At 49.7% G+C, this 13586-nt stretch carries 15 protein-coding genes, 1 tRNA gene and 1 pseudogene; 11 read left to right on the top strand and 6 right to left on the bottom strand.

Features of this window, described 5'->3' with window-relative positions; all coding sequences use genetic code 11:
* Positions 1 to 1222: signal recognition particle protein (ffh, locus tag AC14M5_RS14180; RefSeq protein ID WP_484030328.1), on the top strand; the 1222-nt coding region annotated here is incomplete at its 5' end.
* A 110-nt stretch (positions 1223 to 1332) separates the two neighbouring features.
* On the opposite strand, the gene AC14M5_RS14175 is transcribed toward ffh, so the two are convergent.
* Genes AC14M5_RS14175 through AC14M5_RS14165 form a run of 3 tightly spaced genes read right to left on the bottom strand, consistent with a single transcriptional unit; the run spans position 1333 to position 2570 of the window.
* Complete coding sequence (locus AC14M5_RS14175; protein ID WP_484030327.1) at positions 1333 to 1731, bottom strand: hypothetical protein; 399 nt, start codon at positions 1729 to 1731, stop codon at positions 1333 to 1335.
* Positions 1732 to 1787: 56 nt separating this feature from the next.
* The gene (locus AC14M5_RS14170) at positions 1788 to 1949 is read right to left on the bottom strand and encodes a hypothetical protein (RefSeq protein ID WP_484030326.1); all 162 of its coding nucleotides are present in this window, start codon (positions 1947 to 1949) and stop codon (positions 1788 to 1790) included.
* A gap of 24 nt (positions 1950 to 1973) precedes the next feature.
* Positions 1974 to 2570: a hypothetical protein gene (locus AC14M5_RS14165; RefSeq protein ID WP_484030325.1), complete on the bottom strand. Its 597-nt coding sequence runs from the start codon at positions 2568 to 2570 to the stop codon at positions 1974 to 1976.
* A 189-nt stretch (positions 2571 to 2759) separates the two neighbouring features.
* Between AC14M5_RS14165 and rpsP the strand changes: the two are divergent.
* From rpsP to AC14M5_RS14120, 9 genes and pseudogenes are all read left to right on the top strand, one after another.
* A pseudogene (gene rpsP / locus AC14M5_RS14160) lies at positions 2760 to 3017 on the top strand (30S ribosomal protein S16); the annotation flags it as partial.
* 141 nt (positions 3018 to 3158) lie between these two features.
* Positions 3159 to 3389, top strand: coding sequence for a KH domain-containing protein (locus AC14M5_RS14155; RefSeq protein ID WP_484030324.1), 231 nt, complete (start codon positions 3159 to 3161; stop codon positions 3387 to 3389).
* A complete protein-coding gene (rimM, locus tag AC14M5_RS14150; RefSeq protein ID WP_484030323.1) occupies positions 3389 to 3922 on the top strand; it encodes a ribosome maturation factor RimM in 534 nt (177 codons plus the stop codon). Before AC14M5_RS14155 ends, rimM begins: the two co-directional genes overlap by 1 nt.
* Before the next feature lie 55 nt (positions 3923 to 3977).
* Positions 3978 to 5084, top strand: coding sequence for a DNA-processing protein DprA (gene dprA / locus AC14M5_RS14145; RefSeq protein ID WP_484030322.1), 1107 nt, complete (start codon positions 3978 to 3980; stop codon positions 5082 to 5084).
* 9 nt (positions 5085 to 5093) lie between these two features.
* Positions 5094 to 6197, top strand: a complete 1104-nt coding sequence (locus tag AC14M5_RS14140; protein WP_484030321.1) for a mannose-1-phosphate guanylyltransferase — start codon at positions 5094 to 5096, stop codon at positions 6195 to 6197.
* 178 nt (positions 6198 to 6375) lie between these two features.
* Positions 6376 to 8667: a type I DNA topoisomerase gene (gene topA, locus AC14M5_RS14135; RefSeq protein WP_484030320.1), complete on the top strand. Its 2292-nt coding sequence runs from the start codon at positions 6376 to 6378 to the stop codon at positions 8665 to 8667.
* A 17-nt stretch (positions 8668 to 8684) separates the two neighbouring features.
* Positions 8685 to 8867 (top strand): hypothetical protein, encoded by a 183-nt coding sequence (locus AC14M5_RS14130; protein WP_484030319.1) that lies wholly within the window; start codon positions 8685 to 8687, stop codon positions 8865 to 8867.
* On the top strand, positions 8854 to 10230 hold the full coding sequence (locus AC14M5_RS14125; RefSeq protein ID WP_484030318.1) for a class I SAM-dependent methyltransferase: 1377 nt from the start codon (positions 8854 to 8856) through the stop codon (positions 10228 to 10230). Before AC14M5_RS14130 ends, AC14M5_RS14125 begins: the two co-directional genes overlap by 14 nt.
* A gap of 72 nt (positions 10231 to 10302) precedes the next feature.
* Positions 10303 to 11304 (top strand): hypothetical protein, encoded by a 1002-nt coding sequence (locus tag AC14M5_RS14120; RefSeq protein ID WP_484030317.1) that lies wholly within the window; start codon positions 10303 to 10305, stop codon positions 11302 to 11304.
* Between the two features lie 44 nt (positions 11305 to 11348).
* Here the strand turns inward: AC14M5_RS14120 and greA are convergent, their stop codons facing one another.
* The 3 genes from greA to AC14M5_RS14105 all read right to left on the bottom strand — a co-directional run bounded on the left by greA (position 11349) and on the right by AC14M5_RS14105 (position 13241).
* Entirely contained in the window at positions 11349 to 11813 is a 465-nt protein-coding gene (gene greA / locus AC14M5_RS14115; RefSeq protein ID WP_484030316.1) for a transcription elongation factor GreA, read from the bottom strand.
* 92 nt (positions 11814 to 11905) lie between these two features.
* Positions 11906 to 13057, bottom strand: a complete 1152-nt coding sequence (locus AC14M5_RS14110; RefSeq protein WP_484030315.1) for a deoxyguanosinetriphosphate triphosphohydrolase — start codon at positions 13055 to 13057, stop codon at positions 11906 to 11908.
* A gap of 100 nt (positions 13058 to 13157) precedes the next feature.
* Positions 13158 to 13241, bottom strand: a tRNA-Leu gene (locus tag AC14M5_RS14105).
* Positions 13242 to 13340: 99 nt separating this feature from the next.
* Here AC14M5_RS14105 and AC14M5_RS14100 point away from each other — a divergent pair.
* Positions 13341 to 13475 (top strand): hypothetical protein, encoded by a 135-nt coding sequence (locus tag AC14M5_RS14100; protein ID WP_484030314.1) that lies wholly within the window; start codon positions 13341 to 13343, stop codon positions 13473 to 13475.
* Positions 13476 to 13586: the final 111 nt, after the last annotated feature.

The raw sequence follows: 13586 nt of genomic DNA, 5'->3' as shown, positions 1-13586 counted from the left end.
GCTGCTCGAAGCCGATGTGCATTTCAGCGTTGTAAAAACATTCATCGCCAAAGTGCGCGAACGTGCTGTCGGCGCGGAAGTATCGAAGGCGTTAAACCCCGGTCAACAAATTATCAAGATCGTAAATGAGGAACTCATTGGGACACTGGGCGAACCTGCCCCATTAAATCTGACAGGGCCAAAACCACGTGCAATCATGATGGTCGGTTTGCAGGGCGCAGGCAAGACGACTGCCGCAGGTAAGCTGGCGCGCCTCATGAAGTCAAAAGGGGAGCGCGTTCTGTTGGTTGCAGGCGATCCGTATCGCCCCGCGGCCATCAAGCAGTTGCAGCAACTTGGTGAAAGGATCGATGTTGAAGTCGAAACCGATACATCCCTTGCCCCGCCTCAACTGGCGAAACATGCATTTGAGAAAGCGGAAAAGGGTGGATTCAGCCTCGTCATTGTAGACACAGCTGGTCGGTCCCAAATGGATGCGGAGTTGATGAATGAGTTAAAGGCCATCGCTGCAAACGTCAACCCGGTGGACACGCTGCTCGTCATCGATTCTATGATCGGTCAGGAAGCCTTAAATATCGCGCAGGGATTTAGAGACGCGATCAATCTCACAGGACTCATCCTCACAAAAATGGATGGTGACTCGCGCGGCGGCGCAGCAATCTCCATCCGCTCGGTGACGGGTGTGCCGATCAAATTTATTGGTACCGGTGAAAAGCTGGATGCGCTTGAAACTTATGATCCCGCGCGCTTGTCCTCGCGCATTTTGGGAATGGGTGACCTGATCGGCCTGATCGAAAAAGCTGAATCAGCCTACGATGCGCAGACGATGGAAAAGCAGGCTGAGCAGGCTCAGAAGATGATGAAGGGCCATTTCTCGCTGGAGGATTGGCTCGACCAAATGAAGCAAATGAAAAAGATGGGCCCGCTCTCGCAGATCATGGATATGCTGCCCGGCCAAATGGGTCAGGCCGCGCGCGGCATCGACCCAACTATGGTGGAAAAATCCTTCAAACAGTCTGAGGCCATCATCAACTCGATGACATTAAAAGAACGCCGCGACCCCGACCTGCTCAACGCTTCCCGCCGCAGACGCATCGCCGCCGGCGCAGGCATGGAAGTGCAGGATGTGAACCGCCTCATCAAACAATTCCGCGAAGCGCAGAAGATGATGAAGATGTTTCAAAAAACTGGGGGAAAGGGACTGGGGAAGTTGTTTGGGTAATTCGCAGGTCGCGTTTCAAATGTGACCTGTTTTCTTGTTAATGGAATTGGATAAACGAATGATCTCTCCGCTTATGGAAGGAAGTACAGTTCCACGGGGTATGAAGAAAATCAATTCAGGGGCAGTTCTTTCGGAATCTCCGATGGGATCCCTAACGGCTCAATGATTACTTCGAGAGCCTTCTCAGTGAAAATCTGCAGGTCTTTATAGTCTGGAGATGCGCCTCTATTAAAGTGTGTACCGCCGAAAAACAGACAGAAGAAGGGTGAATCGACTGAGGGCAGGCCATTTTCGTACTCAGAGGATACTGCCAGGCAGGGACGCTCCTCATTTTCTCGATAAACGTACAATACATGAAAATAACGGATTGCACCAACACTCTCGCAATCCGTACCTACCAAGGCACGATAAGTTCCAATCTGAAAACGCCGAACCCAACGGACCTTGGTGATGGCAGGTAAATATCTTTGAGTGGATTCTCGATAGGGTTTCCAGAAGCTATCAGACATTTTGTTTTTGCCTTGCACTAATGAAGCATCTATAACGGTTGGCGACATCGTCCCCTTTAGCGGATACCCGCCTGGAAAAATGCCGAGGCGTGGAAACTGCTTGGGATTGCCGAAGATTGGGCGAGTGAGCCTCCAGCGAGCACCGCTCGTCCAGCTTGATCGTTCATCCCGCTTGACGGGACTGGATCGTCCAGCACAAACGCATTTGCGCTTGTCATCCCCAGCATCCACTGCACGCTGTGTTAGGCGCCGAATTGCTCCTGTAGCGAAGAGGCTTGAGAGCGTATCATTCTCAAAAGAACTTTGGTCTTGGACGCGCGATCTTCTTTATACCAGACAACATTGTTCGATTCAAAACCAAGGAATTCGATAACATCAATTGTGTCAACAACAATTTCAGGGAAGATTGATGCATCGAGCGATAAGAGCTTCGGGGTGAAATGTACAAAATCTCTTCGCAACTCGTTTAACTGTTCTATGCTGTGCTCCTGATTGTTCTCGGGCACGAACAATTTGCTGTCGGTATACATTATCATGGCGTCAGACTTGATCTTCCCGTATAAGTTCGGAAACCAATCCAGTCTTCGCTCAGGATATGATCCATTGCCCTTTTCATAGGCCTCCAGCCACCCTCGCGCCGACTTATCAGTGAGTGGCCTTAGGTTGTCAGTGCCCTTCAATGCCAAGACCATGAATCCCTGAAGCGCATTGTGCAGCGCAACTACAATCCATTTCCAAGCATAGACGTTCGTAATCGTCTTGGGAAGGAGCTCTGCAACTAGCTCTAACGAGACAATCGCATCCAGATACTCATCAGTCTCAAATTGATTCGAAAACATTTCACTCATATTTAACAACTCAGGCGTCTAACTTTTTATAACGGCTTATAGGCAGCATTATACCGTTCTAACCCAGAATCTCTCTTTTTCTCTGGTAAAATAGGGCCCGGCGATTTCAGCCCGCACATTCCCTCTCATGTCTCTAGTGCCTGTCTGGAACGCAAAACATTCTAAAGGAGTAAGTTCAACATGGTTCGAATTCGTTTACGTCGTATTGGTCTCAAGGGCCACCCCACGTACCGCCTGGTGGCTGCTGATGAAGAGTCCCCGCGCGATGGTCGCTTTTTGGAAATTTTGGGTGTCTACAACCCCCGCACCAACCCCGCGACAATTCATTTAAAGGAAGATCGCATCTTCCATTGGATGCAAAACGGCGCCCTGCCCACCGAATCTGTGGCGCAGATCTTCAAGTCCGCTGGCACACAGGATCGTTTTGAGCGCTTCAAGAAGGGCGAGGCTATCGAAGCCCTCGTCGCTGAAGCCGCTGAAGCTGAAACCAAGCGCGCCGCGCCAGTTAAGACCCGCAAAGACTAGTTAGAGAGACCCTAAAGGTTTTTAAAACCTTTAGGGTCTTTGAAAGAAATTATTATGAAAGACCTCATTGAATACATCGCCAAGTCCCTTGTAGAACACCCCGACGAAGTGGACGTTAAGCAAAGCGGTGGCAGCCGCATCCGCATCGAGTTGAGCGTCGCCAAAGACGACATGGGGCGGGTCATCGGCAAAGGCGGCAAGGTTGCGAACTCCATTCGCGCACTGCTGCGGGTGGCCGCTGAACGTGAAGGCAAACAAGCCACGCTCGATGTGACGGAACCCTAATGACCGCACAAAAGCAATCAGGCTCGCCGTCAGGCGAGTCTATTTATTTAGCCATCGGATTTCTCCGCCGCCCGCATGGTGTCAGCGGTGAGATCATTATGGATTTGCATACTGATTTCCCAGATCGCATCAAAACGGGTCGCAAGGTTTATATCGGCGAAAAGCATGAGGCTGCAACGTTTGGAAGTGTCCGTGTGCATGGGAATGGTTTATTGGTCACATTGCGCGGATATGAAACGCCCGAAACCGTGGGGAGGTTTCGCAATCAGTGGGTGTATGTCAAAGCCAAGGAAGTCCCGCCGCTGCCTGAAGGCCAGTATTATCTATATGAATTAATCGGGGTGGATGTGGTGGATGATAGCGGCAATCTACTTGGCAAGATCGTTGAAGTTTTGGAAACAGGCGCGAATAACGTATACGTCGTTAGAGATGATTCTGGTAAAGAAATTCTTCTTCCCGCCATACCCTCGGTCATACTTAACGTGGATATGACTCAGCGTTCTATGAAGGTTCATCTGTTAGAGGGACTATAATACTTGCTCGAGGCGGCGTCTTCGCCGCCGGGGACGGCGGCAAGAGCATTTAGATATGGATGAAAAAAAATATTGGATCGGCTTCAACTTAATCAAAGGCCTTGGCGCAGTCCGCATGCAGGGATTGGTCGCTTATTTCGGCGAGCTTGAATCCGCTTGGAATGCTGACCCTGACTCTTTGGCGGAAGCAGGCCTCGGCGCGAAAGTGATCGAAAGAGTCCTCGCAGCGAGGGAAACTGTCAGTCTGGATAAAGTCTGGGAGAAGATCGAGTCACAGGGAATTAAAATCCTGACATGGGGTGATGAAGAATATCCTGCCCGCCTAAAAGAGATCGATCAACCGCCCCCCGTTTTATATATTCGCGGCGAATATTTGCCCGATGACCTGTTTGCCGTTGCAATTGTCGGCACGCGCAAAGTGACACCTTATGGCAGGCAGGTGACGGAAGAGATCGCTTCTTTTCTTGCTGCCAATGGCATGACGGTGATCAGCGGACTCGCGCGAGGCGTGGATGTGATCGCGCATCAAACCGCGCTGAAAGCTGGCGGGCGAACGATAGGCATTCTCGGTTCTGGAGTTGATAAGATCTACCCGCCTGAGCATCGCGGGCTGGCAGAGCAAATGATGGAACGCGGCGCGATCATTAGTGATTATGCAATTGGTACGCCACCTGATGCTTCCAATTTTCCGCCTCGCAATCGAATTATTTCTGGTTTGTCTTTGGCTGTGGTGGTGATCGAAGCTGCTGAAACAAGCGGTGCGTTGATCACAGCTGAGTTTGCGGCCGAGCAGGGACGTGAAGTCTTTGCTGTACCAGGCAGTATTCTTGCTCCGCAGAGCAAGGGCACCAATCGATTGATCCAAAAAGGCGCGCAGCCCTTGCTAACCCCCGCCGATCTGATGCAGGCTCTGGACTTGACTCGGGTAGGCGCACAAAAATCTGCACGGAAGATTTTGCCCGCTGATGAAACCGAGGCGCGCGTGTTGAGTGTGTTAGGGAGTGAACCACTGCATGTCGATGAAATTCGCAACCAGGCCGACTTGCCAATTGAAAAAATATCCGCTACCCTTGCACTGATGGAATTGAAGGGCATGGTGCGGCAGGTGGGCGGCATGAATTACGTTGCCATGCGTGAAGAGCAATCAGACTACAACGTTTAGGAGATATGAATGCCTGTGGATTTTTCCCATACCTATGCAGTGATCATGGCGGGCGGCGGCGGGACTCGTCTCTGGCCTGTTTCAAGAAAAGAAAAACCCAAGCAATTGCTGCCTTTGCTGGGGCAGGAAACTCTATTTCAAAGTACCGTGAAGCGACTGGAGAATCTATTTCCACCCGAACGAATATTGGTGGTAACGGTTGAAGAGCAGGCGCGAGAGATAAAACAACAGGTGCCTGAAATTCCAGAAGAGAATTATTTGATCGAGCCCGCGCCGCGTGGGACTGCTTCAGTTGTTGGCCTGGCGGCGATGGTTCTACAGAAACGTGACCCAAGTGCTTCCATGGCGGTTCTGCCATCAGACCATTTCATTCGCAATGTGGATTTGTTCCACTATTTGCTTAAGGCCGCATTTGAAGTGGCGGGGAATGGCTATCTAGTTACGCTTGGTATCACGCCAACAGCTCCCTCCACTGCATACGGATATATTCAGCAGGGCAAGGTGGTCGAAGGTGACTACAAATACCCTGTTTATACAGTGATGCGCTTCAAGGAAAAACCTGATGAGCAAACTGCTCAGCAGTTACTTCGTACTGGTGATCATTCATGGAATAGCGGTATGTTCATCTGGCGGGCCGATGAAATTTTGAAGGAAATTGAGAAACAAATGCCCGCGCTTAACAATGCGCTGAATCAAATCTCATCGGTCTGGGGAACGGATAAGCAGGATGTGGTTTTAAATGATCTATGGCGTGACCTCAAAACCGAAACAGTGGATTATGGCATTATGGAGAAAGCAGAACGCGTGGCGGTTTTGCCTGCTGGCGGGCTGGGCTGGAGTGACGTGGGGATGTGGTCGTCCCTGTTTGAAGTGTTGCTGCCCGATATGAATGGTAATATTGCAACCAATTCGAGCCTGCACCTGGCGCATGAAACTCACAATACCTTGATCTATGGCGATTCGACAGAGCGTTTGATCGTCACGATTGGTGTGGATGATATGGTGATCATCGATTCAGGAGATGCCTTATTGGTATGCAAATCTGACCAGGCTCAAAAAGTGAAGGAAGTGGTGGAGCATTTGAAGAAACATAGGCAGGAAAAATATTTGTAAACTGGTATTATCTGTGGGCTTTTAAGACTCGCGGTTTGTAATGACAAAATTGATATTTGTAAAAAAATGAAAAATTGCGTAGAATGTACGCTCTATCCCGTACCCTTACGGGATAGATTTGTGTTACTGTAACAAAGTTGGCGCGTTCTGCGCTGGAGGATTGATGGAAGCTTATTGCATGAAGTGCAAGACAAAACGAGAGATGAAAGACCCTGTTGCTGGATTTAATGCAAAGGGGTCTCCTGTTACCACGGCAATTTGCCCTGTGTGTGGCACAAAACTCTATCGGATGGGCAGAACTGACGCTCATGCGGATATGGTTGCGCCGCCAAAGCCTGAAAAAGTGGAAGTACGCGATGGAAAACTGGTGATCGTTGAATCACCCGCGAAGGCAAAAACAGTCGGGCGTTTTCTTGGCAAGGGATATACCGTCCGCGCTTCGGTGGGGCATGTGCGCGATCTTTTGAAATCACAGCTTTCTGTGGATGTGGATAATAATTTTGAGCCGAAATATCGTGTTCCGAATGAAAAGAAGGAAGTTGTAAAAGAACTCAAGAAGCTTGCGAAAAAATCCGAAGAGATATTCCTCGCAACCGATCCTGACCGTGAAGGTGAATCCATTTCGTGGCATTTGATGGAAGCCGCTGAGATCGACCCAGAGCGTACCCGGCGTGTGGTTTTTCATGAGATTACCGCGCCTGCGGTAGCGGAGGCCTTTTCACATCCGCGCGGAATCAATATGGATCTGGTCAATGCTCAACAAGCACGCCGCGTACTTGACCGTTTGGTTGGGTATAGTATCAGCCCCATTTTATGGGAGAAGGTGCGCGGAAGACTGTCAGCTGGTAGAGTTCAATCGGTGGCTCTCAGGCTGATCGTTGATCGTGAGCGCGAGATCGATGATTTTATTCCAGTCGAATATTGGTCGATTCACGCCGAGTTTAAGCACGGGACTCCAAAATCCGCTTTCCTTGCGAAGTTGGTGCGTGTTGATAATGAAGAACCTGAACTTGTAAACGAAGCAGCGGTAAAGCCTATTCTGATCGACATGGAAACTGCGGCTTATTCCGTCACCAAAGTAAAACGTGGCGAGCGCAGACGAAAACCAGCCGGGCCATTCACCACTTCCACTTTGCAGCAGGAAGCTTCGCGCAAACTGGGTTTCACGGCCAAGCGAACGATGGGTCTGGCACAGGGATTGTATGAAGGACAGGATGTGGGCGAGGGCGGTACGACAGGTTTGATCACCTATATGCGTACCGACTCGATGAATGTTTCCACAAGCGCTCAAAGTGAAGCACGTGAATATGTCACCGCAAAATACGGTGCAGATTATCTTCCCGCTCAAGCACCGATTTACAAGACTAAGTCTGCCGGTGCGCAGGAAGCCCATGAGGCGATCCGCCCTACTTCTGTCATGCGTGACCCGGAGAAGGTAAAAGAATTTCTCGACCCCGCCATGTTCAAGCTCTATCGTTTGATCTGGCAGCGTTTTGTTGCCTCTCAAATGGAATCTGCCGTTTACGATACTTTGCAAGTGGAAGTGGTGGGCAAGACCAATGCGCATGAATATCTTTTGCGCGCCTCCGGTTCTGCGGTGAAGTTCCCCGGCTATCTGGTTTTATATGAAGAAGCTAAAAATGAAGATGTAAAGATAGAGGACGAAGAAGAGAATGTGAAGATACCTGCGGGTATTGCCGAGGGACAAAAACAGGAATTGATCCGTTTGATCCCTGAGCAGCACTTCACACAGCCACCCCCGCGCTTTTCAGAAGCCTCGCTGGTACAGTCATTGGAAGAAAATGGCATTGGGCGTCCATCCACTTATGCCCCGACCATCTCTACCATTCAACAACGTGGATATGTTTTGCGTGAGGATAAACGCCTGATCCCCACGGATACCGGCGTTCAGGTCAACGACTTGATGATGCAATACTTCCCTGAAGTGGTGGACTTTAATTTCACTGCGCATATGGAAGAAGACCTCGATAAGATCGCTGAAGGAGAAATGATCTGGACGGATGCGATCCGCGAATTTTACGAGCCGTTCTCGGCGGATGTGAAAAAAGCTCAGGCTGAAATGCCTGTTACCAAATCTGGGCCTGAACCGATTGGGCGCATCTGCCCGGATGACGGCGGCGAGCTTGTCATTCGTTACGGACGTTTTGGTAAATTTATTTCCTGTTCCAATTTCCCGAACTGTCGTTACACTGAACCGTGGCTGGAGAAGATCGGCGTTTCCTGCCCGAAAGATGGCGGTGATCTTGTCGAACGAAAGACCCGCAAGGGACGTACCTTCTTTGGTTGTGTGAATTACCCCAATTGCGATTTCACGTCATGGAAGAGGCCGCTTGCCAAACCATGCCCAAAATGCAATGGCTTGCTGGTGATTGCCAATAAGCGCGAAGCGCAGTGCACCAATTGTTCTGAAACCTTCCTGTTGGAAGAGATCGTCCCTGAAACCATGTAAAAAAGAAAGAGGATAAGATGCACTTTTCACCCCCTCCATATTTAGACCCTGGCTCTGGAAGTTTTATCATTCAGATATTAATCGCCGTTCTGTTAGGACTCGGTGTTGCCCTGCGTGCCTCATGGAGCAAAATCAAGGGATGGTTTGGAATCAAACCCAAGCCAGAGGAAGACGACGAAACGAATAATGATCAAAGCTGAAAAGCTCTCCGCTTCTTTCCGCGACCCGAACGGGTTCCTGTTTTCTCGAAACGGAGTCTTGTACCGACAGATCAACCGCACATATGAAAAAGATTATGTGCGGTTGATGGATTCTGGCTTGTATGAGAAGCTGGTCAAGGCCGGGTTGTTGATTCCCCATGTTGAGGTGGAGCAGGCTGCGGCGGGGAGCGAAGCGGCGTTCAAAGTCATTCAACCCGAGCGAGTCCCTTTCATTTCTTATCCATATGAATGGTCATTCAGCCAGTTGAAGGATGCCGCGCTTGCGACGCTTTCAATTCAAAAGCGCGCGTTGAAACATGACATGTCACTCAAGGATGCAAGCGCTTATAACATTCAATTTGTTCGCGGTAAAGCGACTTTGATAGATACATTGTCTTTCGAGGTTTACAAAGAGGGCGAGCCCTGGGTGGCATATCGCCAATTCTGTCAGCACTTTCTTGCGCCGCTGGCATTGATGAGCTACCGCGATGTGCGCTTGAACCAATTGTTGCGAGTGTACATTGATGGTGTCCCGCTTGACCTCGCCAGCAGTTTGTTGCCTTTGCGAACGAAATTCAATTTTGGCCTACTCACACATATCCATATCCACGCGGGTGCGCAAAAAAAATATTCTGATAAAGCAGTTACTCCGCGAAAAGGCATGATGAGTCAACAGGCAATGACCGGGTTGATCGAAAGCCTTGAGGGCACTGTTCGAAAATTATTATGGAAGGCTGCCGGCACGGAGTGGGGCGCATACTACGAAGCAACCAATTATTCCGATTCAGCGTTTGAACACAAAAAACAATTAGTGCGCGAATGGTCTGCCGCGCAGAAGCCAGCTTTGGTTTGGGACTTGGGCGGTAATACCGGCGTCTTCAGCCGCGAAGCCGCTGCCTCTGGTGCGTTCACGGTTTCTTTCGATATTGACCCTGCGGCGGTTGAACAAAATTATCAGGTTGTAAAAAAGAATAAGGAACAAAACCTTTTGCCTTTGGTTTTGGATCTAACAAACCCCAGCCCCGCTATCGGTTGGGATCATTCCGAGCGCGATTCGTTTGGTCAGCGCGGCCCGGCGGATATGGCGCTTGCGCTGGCTGTCATTCACCACCTTGCAATTTCGAACAATGTGCCTCTGCCGCAGCTTGCCGAATTTTTTGTAGGGCGCTGTAAAATGCTGGTGATCGAATTTGTCCCCAAATCTGATTCTCAGGTGCGAAAACTTCTTGCATCGCGTGAGGATATTTTCCCCAATTACACCCGTGAGGGATTTGAATCTGCGTTTTCTGAGTGCTTCAAAATTCATAAGGCTGAACCTGTCCGCGATTCGGAGCGCATGTTGTATTTAATGGAAAAGCGGTAATCAATCTGCCATGCAGGGGACAAAAAATAGGATGTATAATCGAACAAAAGTCATGAAACAAAGGAGTCTTGTATGCAGTTTGTCGTTGCTCTGTTGAAAAAACTGCCCATCGTTCCGATTGCTCTATTTATTCTAGGGCTGCTATTGGGATTATTAATTGCATGGGTCGTTGCGCCGGTACAATTTGTGGATGCAACCCCTGCCTACCTGCGCGCGGATTTGCAGGAGGATTATCTGCGTATGGCAATAGACTCCTTCCGCCTCAACCCGAACCCGGACCTGGCCGTTCAACGTTGGCAGAATCTTGGCTCAGGCGCCCAGGAAGCCTTTAACAATATACAAGCCAATCCGAAAGGGACAGACCCAAGTGTGATCAAGGCTTATGGTGACCTGATCACCGGCGTTCTTTCAGCGGGTGGCGGTCAACCGGCCCCGGAGGAAACGGGCGGCACATCCTCTTTGATGAGAACTGCAGTGATCGGGATTGGTATTGTTTTGCTGCTGGGTGTAGTTGCGGCAGTTGGCATATACCTGTTCCGCTTGTTGGGTAAACGCGGCAGTGGAGAGGTAACCGCTGTGATGCATGCCTCAGAAATTAGCCGCAATACCGAAAAGACCAATTTTGAAGAACTTGGGTTGGCTCCGCCGATCACACAAACCATGACAACTTATGTCTTGGGTGATGACCTGTATGACGAATCTTTCAGCATTGATACACAGGCTGGAGAATTCATGGGTGAATATGGCGTAGGCGTTTCGGAAGCCATTGGTGTAGGTGACCCAAAAAAGGTAACTGCATTGGAGATCTGGCTCTTCGATAAGAACGATATCAAGACCGCAACAAAAGTGTTGATGTCACGCCATGCATTCGATGACCCCGGTATCCGTTCTCGGCTGGAGCCGAAAGGCGAGCTTGTGATGGTTGAACCGCAGGCGCAAATCCTGCTTGAGACCGCCACCCTGCAATTACTGGCCACGGTGGTTGACTTGGAATATGGCAAGGGCCCATTACCATCCGATAGTTATTTTGAACGCATCACCCTTGAGTTGGCGATCTGGCCAAGGCAAGGATAATGAAAAAATCCCGTCCGAAAAATGGACGGGATTTTTTTATCGAACTACTCAATCTTTACAATTTTAAATTTGATCTTACCACCAGGGGTTTCTGCTTCGGCGAAGTCACCGACCTTCTTATCCATTAAGGCTTTGCCAATGGGGGATTCGTGTGAGATTCTTCCATTACGAGGGTCCGCTTCCGTAGGGCCCACCAGATGATAAGTTTCAGGTTCAAATTCACCTTCTTGAATGGTGACATGCGAGCCAATGGAGACAATCTCATTACTCGTTGTTTTTTCAATGATGACTGAATTACGCAGGATCGATTCAAGTTCCTGAATGCGGCCTTCGAGAAAACCCTGGTCTTCCTTGGCTTTGTGATAATCGGCATTCTCTGAAAGGTCGCCCATTTGGATGGCCGAGCGCAGTCTTTTTGATAGTTCCTCGCGGCGCGGGCCTTTCAGTTCTTCCAGTTCGGCTTTTAGTTTAGCTTCGCCTTCCGGTGTTAAATAGCTGGGTGTGGACATGGATTGCTCCTTTCTGATGGTGATTGATATAACATTCATATTGGAAAAGGGGCAAAAGAAATGATGCGCGCCCCCTTTCAAAGTAAAACCGGTTATGGTTTTTCGAAGGGATTGAATAATTTTTGATGCTCTTCTATCGCATAACGATCTGTCATACCTGCTATGTAATCACAGATCGTGCGCTCCAGCCCGCGCTTTTCGATGAAGAATTGAACGTGGTCGGGGAGCATGGCTGGTTCCGTGTGATAAGCATGGAAGAGATCTGAAATCGTCCGCTCAGCTTTGACTTGCATACGTACCACCCGATAGTGGCGATATAGTTTTTTATAAAGCAGGTCTTTCAACTCACGGTTGCGGCGCTGCATCTCTTCGCTATAGCCGATGATATTGTGCTTCAACTTTTGTATGTCCAATGCTGTTTTCACTTTGCTGTCTTTGATGCGGTTCTCGGTTGCCGTGAGCATATCTGTGACCATGATGCCTACCAGGTGACGGATCATGCGGTGTCTCTCCATGTCACCGAGGATCGCGCCGCGCCAATTATAAGTCTCGCGCAGTATTTCCCAGATGGCAACACCTTCAAGCTGCTGCGGGCTGATCATGCCTGAGCGCAGACCGTCATCGAGATCGTGTGTGGTGTAGGCGAGTTCATCGGCGACATTGGCTATTTGTGTTTCAAGGTTGCCACGCAGGTCCGGGTTGAAATCACGCGCATCGGAAATATCATATTCGGATTCGTGTTTTACCATCCCTTCGCGCACTTCCCAGGTGAGGTTCAAGCCGGGGAATTCGGGGTAACGCTGTTCGAGTTCGGTGACGATGCGCAGGGATTGTTTGTTGTGGTCAAATCCGCCAAAGTCTTTCATCAAGCGAGCCAATGCAATTTCGCCAGAATGCCCAAAGGGAGAATGTCCCAGATCATGTGCAAGGCATACGGCCTCAACCAAGTCTTCGTTCGCACCCAGGGCGCGGGCTAATGTCCGGCCAATCTGAGCAACTTCCAGCGTGTGGGTGAGGCGGGTTCGGAAATAGTCGCCTTCGAAATTGATGAAGACTTGAGTCTTATATTCCAACCTGCGGAACGCCGTAGTATGCAGGATGCGATCACGATCACGTTGAAAAGATGTGCGGTATTCAGGTTCGCCGTCCAGATAGGCGCGCCCTTTTGTATCCTTGCTCCGCATTCCGTAAGGGGCAAGGCTTTTGTCTTCAATCTCCTCGAGTTGCTGCCGTGTAAAAAACATGTTTGCCTTTTGATGAGGATGTCATTGCGAGGAATGAAGCAATCTCTTCATTAGTGGAGATTGCTTCGGGGAGAACACCCTCGCAATGACATGGGAACTGTGGGGCGAGAGGGGGTCGAACCCTCACGGTATCACTACCGACGGATTTTAAGTCCGTTGCGTCTGCCGATTCCGCCATCGCCCCAACGAGCGTAATTCTACTATAAATTTTTTCAAGATGTATAATTTAGGGGTGGGCAAGGAGAATCAGCGATGAAATTTGTAAAAGGAGCAACATAAGATTATGGCTCATAAAAAAATTCCCATGGAACACGATAAGAAGATAGCCCTTGTGGCGCATGATAATAAGAAACGGGACCTGGTGGAGTGGGCGAAATTCAACCGCGACCTGTTGGCTCATCATCAGGTGTTAGCATGAAAGAGCGATCGACGGATTGCAATCGGGCACGTTTTTGGGTACGCTATGTTTGTTCAGTGAACGGGAACGCGTATCCGGGAACGCTGCGTAAGGGCTCAGTCGAAACGTGCA

This window comes from Candidatus Villigracilis sp. (assembly GCF_057083605.1).
Note: the sequence above shows the minus strand (reverse complement) of the source record. Positions and strands in the feature narration are given on the sequence as shown.

What these genes read in the sequence shown, in the direction of transcription:
- AC14M5_RS14175 (WP_484030327.1), bottom strand. Translation starts at nt 1,731, where the DNA reads ATGTCTGATAGCTTCTGGAAACCCTATCGAGAATCCACTCAAAGATAT.
- AC14M5_RS14170 (WP_484030326.1), bottom strand. Translation starts at nt 1,949, where the DNA reads ATGACAAGCGCAAATGCGTTTGTGCTGGACGATCCAGTCCCGTCAAGC.
- AC14M5_RS14165 (WP_484030325.1), bottom strand. Translation starts at nt 2,570, where the DNA reads ATGTTTTCGAATCAATTTGAGACTGATGAGTATCTGGATGCGATTGTC.
- AC14M5_RS14155 (WP_484030324.1), top strand. Translation starts at nt 3,159, where the DNA reads ATGAAAGACCTCATTGAATACATCGCCAAGTCCCTTGTAGAACACCCC.
- rimM (WP_484030323.1), top strand. Translation starts at nt 3,389, where the DNA reads ATGACCGCACAAAAGCAATCAGGCTCGCCGTCAGGCGAGTCTATTTAT.
- dprA (WP_484030322.1), top strand. Translation starts at nt 3,978, where the DNA reads ATGGATGAAAAAAAATATTGGATCGGCTTCAACTTAATCAAAGGCCTT.
- AC14M5_RS14140 (WP_484030321.1), top strand. Translation starts at nt 5,094, where the DNA reads ATGCCTGTGGATTTTTCCCATACCTATGCAGTGATCATGGCGGGCGGC.
- topA (WP_484030320.1), top strand. Translation starts at nt 6,376, where the DNA reads ATGAAGTGCAAGACAAAACGAGAGATGAAAGACCCTGTTGCTGGATTT.
- AC14M5_RS14130 (WP_484030319.1), top strand. Translation starts at nt 8,685, where the DNA reads ATGCACTTTTCACCCCCTCCATATTTAGACCCTGGCTCTGGAAGTTTT.
- AC14M5_RS14125 (WP_484030318.1), top strand. Translation starts at nt 8,854, where the DNA reads ATGATCAAAGCTGAAAAGCTCTCCGCTTCTTTCCGCGACCCGAACGGG.
- AC14M5_RS14120 (WP_484030317.1), top strand. Translation starts at nt 10,303, where the DNA reads ATGCAGTTTGTCGTTGCTCTGTTGAAAAAACTGCCCATCGTTCCGATT.
- greA (WP_484030316.1), bottom strand. Translation starts at nt 11,813, where the DNA reads ATGTCCACACCCAGCTATTTAACACCGGAAGGCGAAGCTAAACTAAAA.
- AC14M5_RS14110 (WP_484030315.1), bottom strand. Translation starts at nt 13,057, where the DNA reads ATGTTTTTTACACGGCAGCAACTCGAGGAGATTGAAGACAAAAGCCTT.
- AC14M5_RS14100 (WP_484030314.1), top strand. Translation starts at nt 13,341, where the DNA reads ATGGCTCATAAAAAAATTCCCATGGAACACGATAAGAAGATAGCCCTT.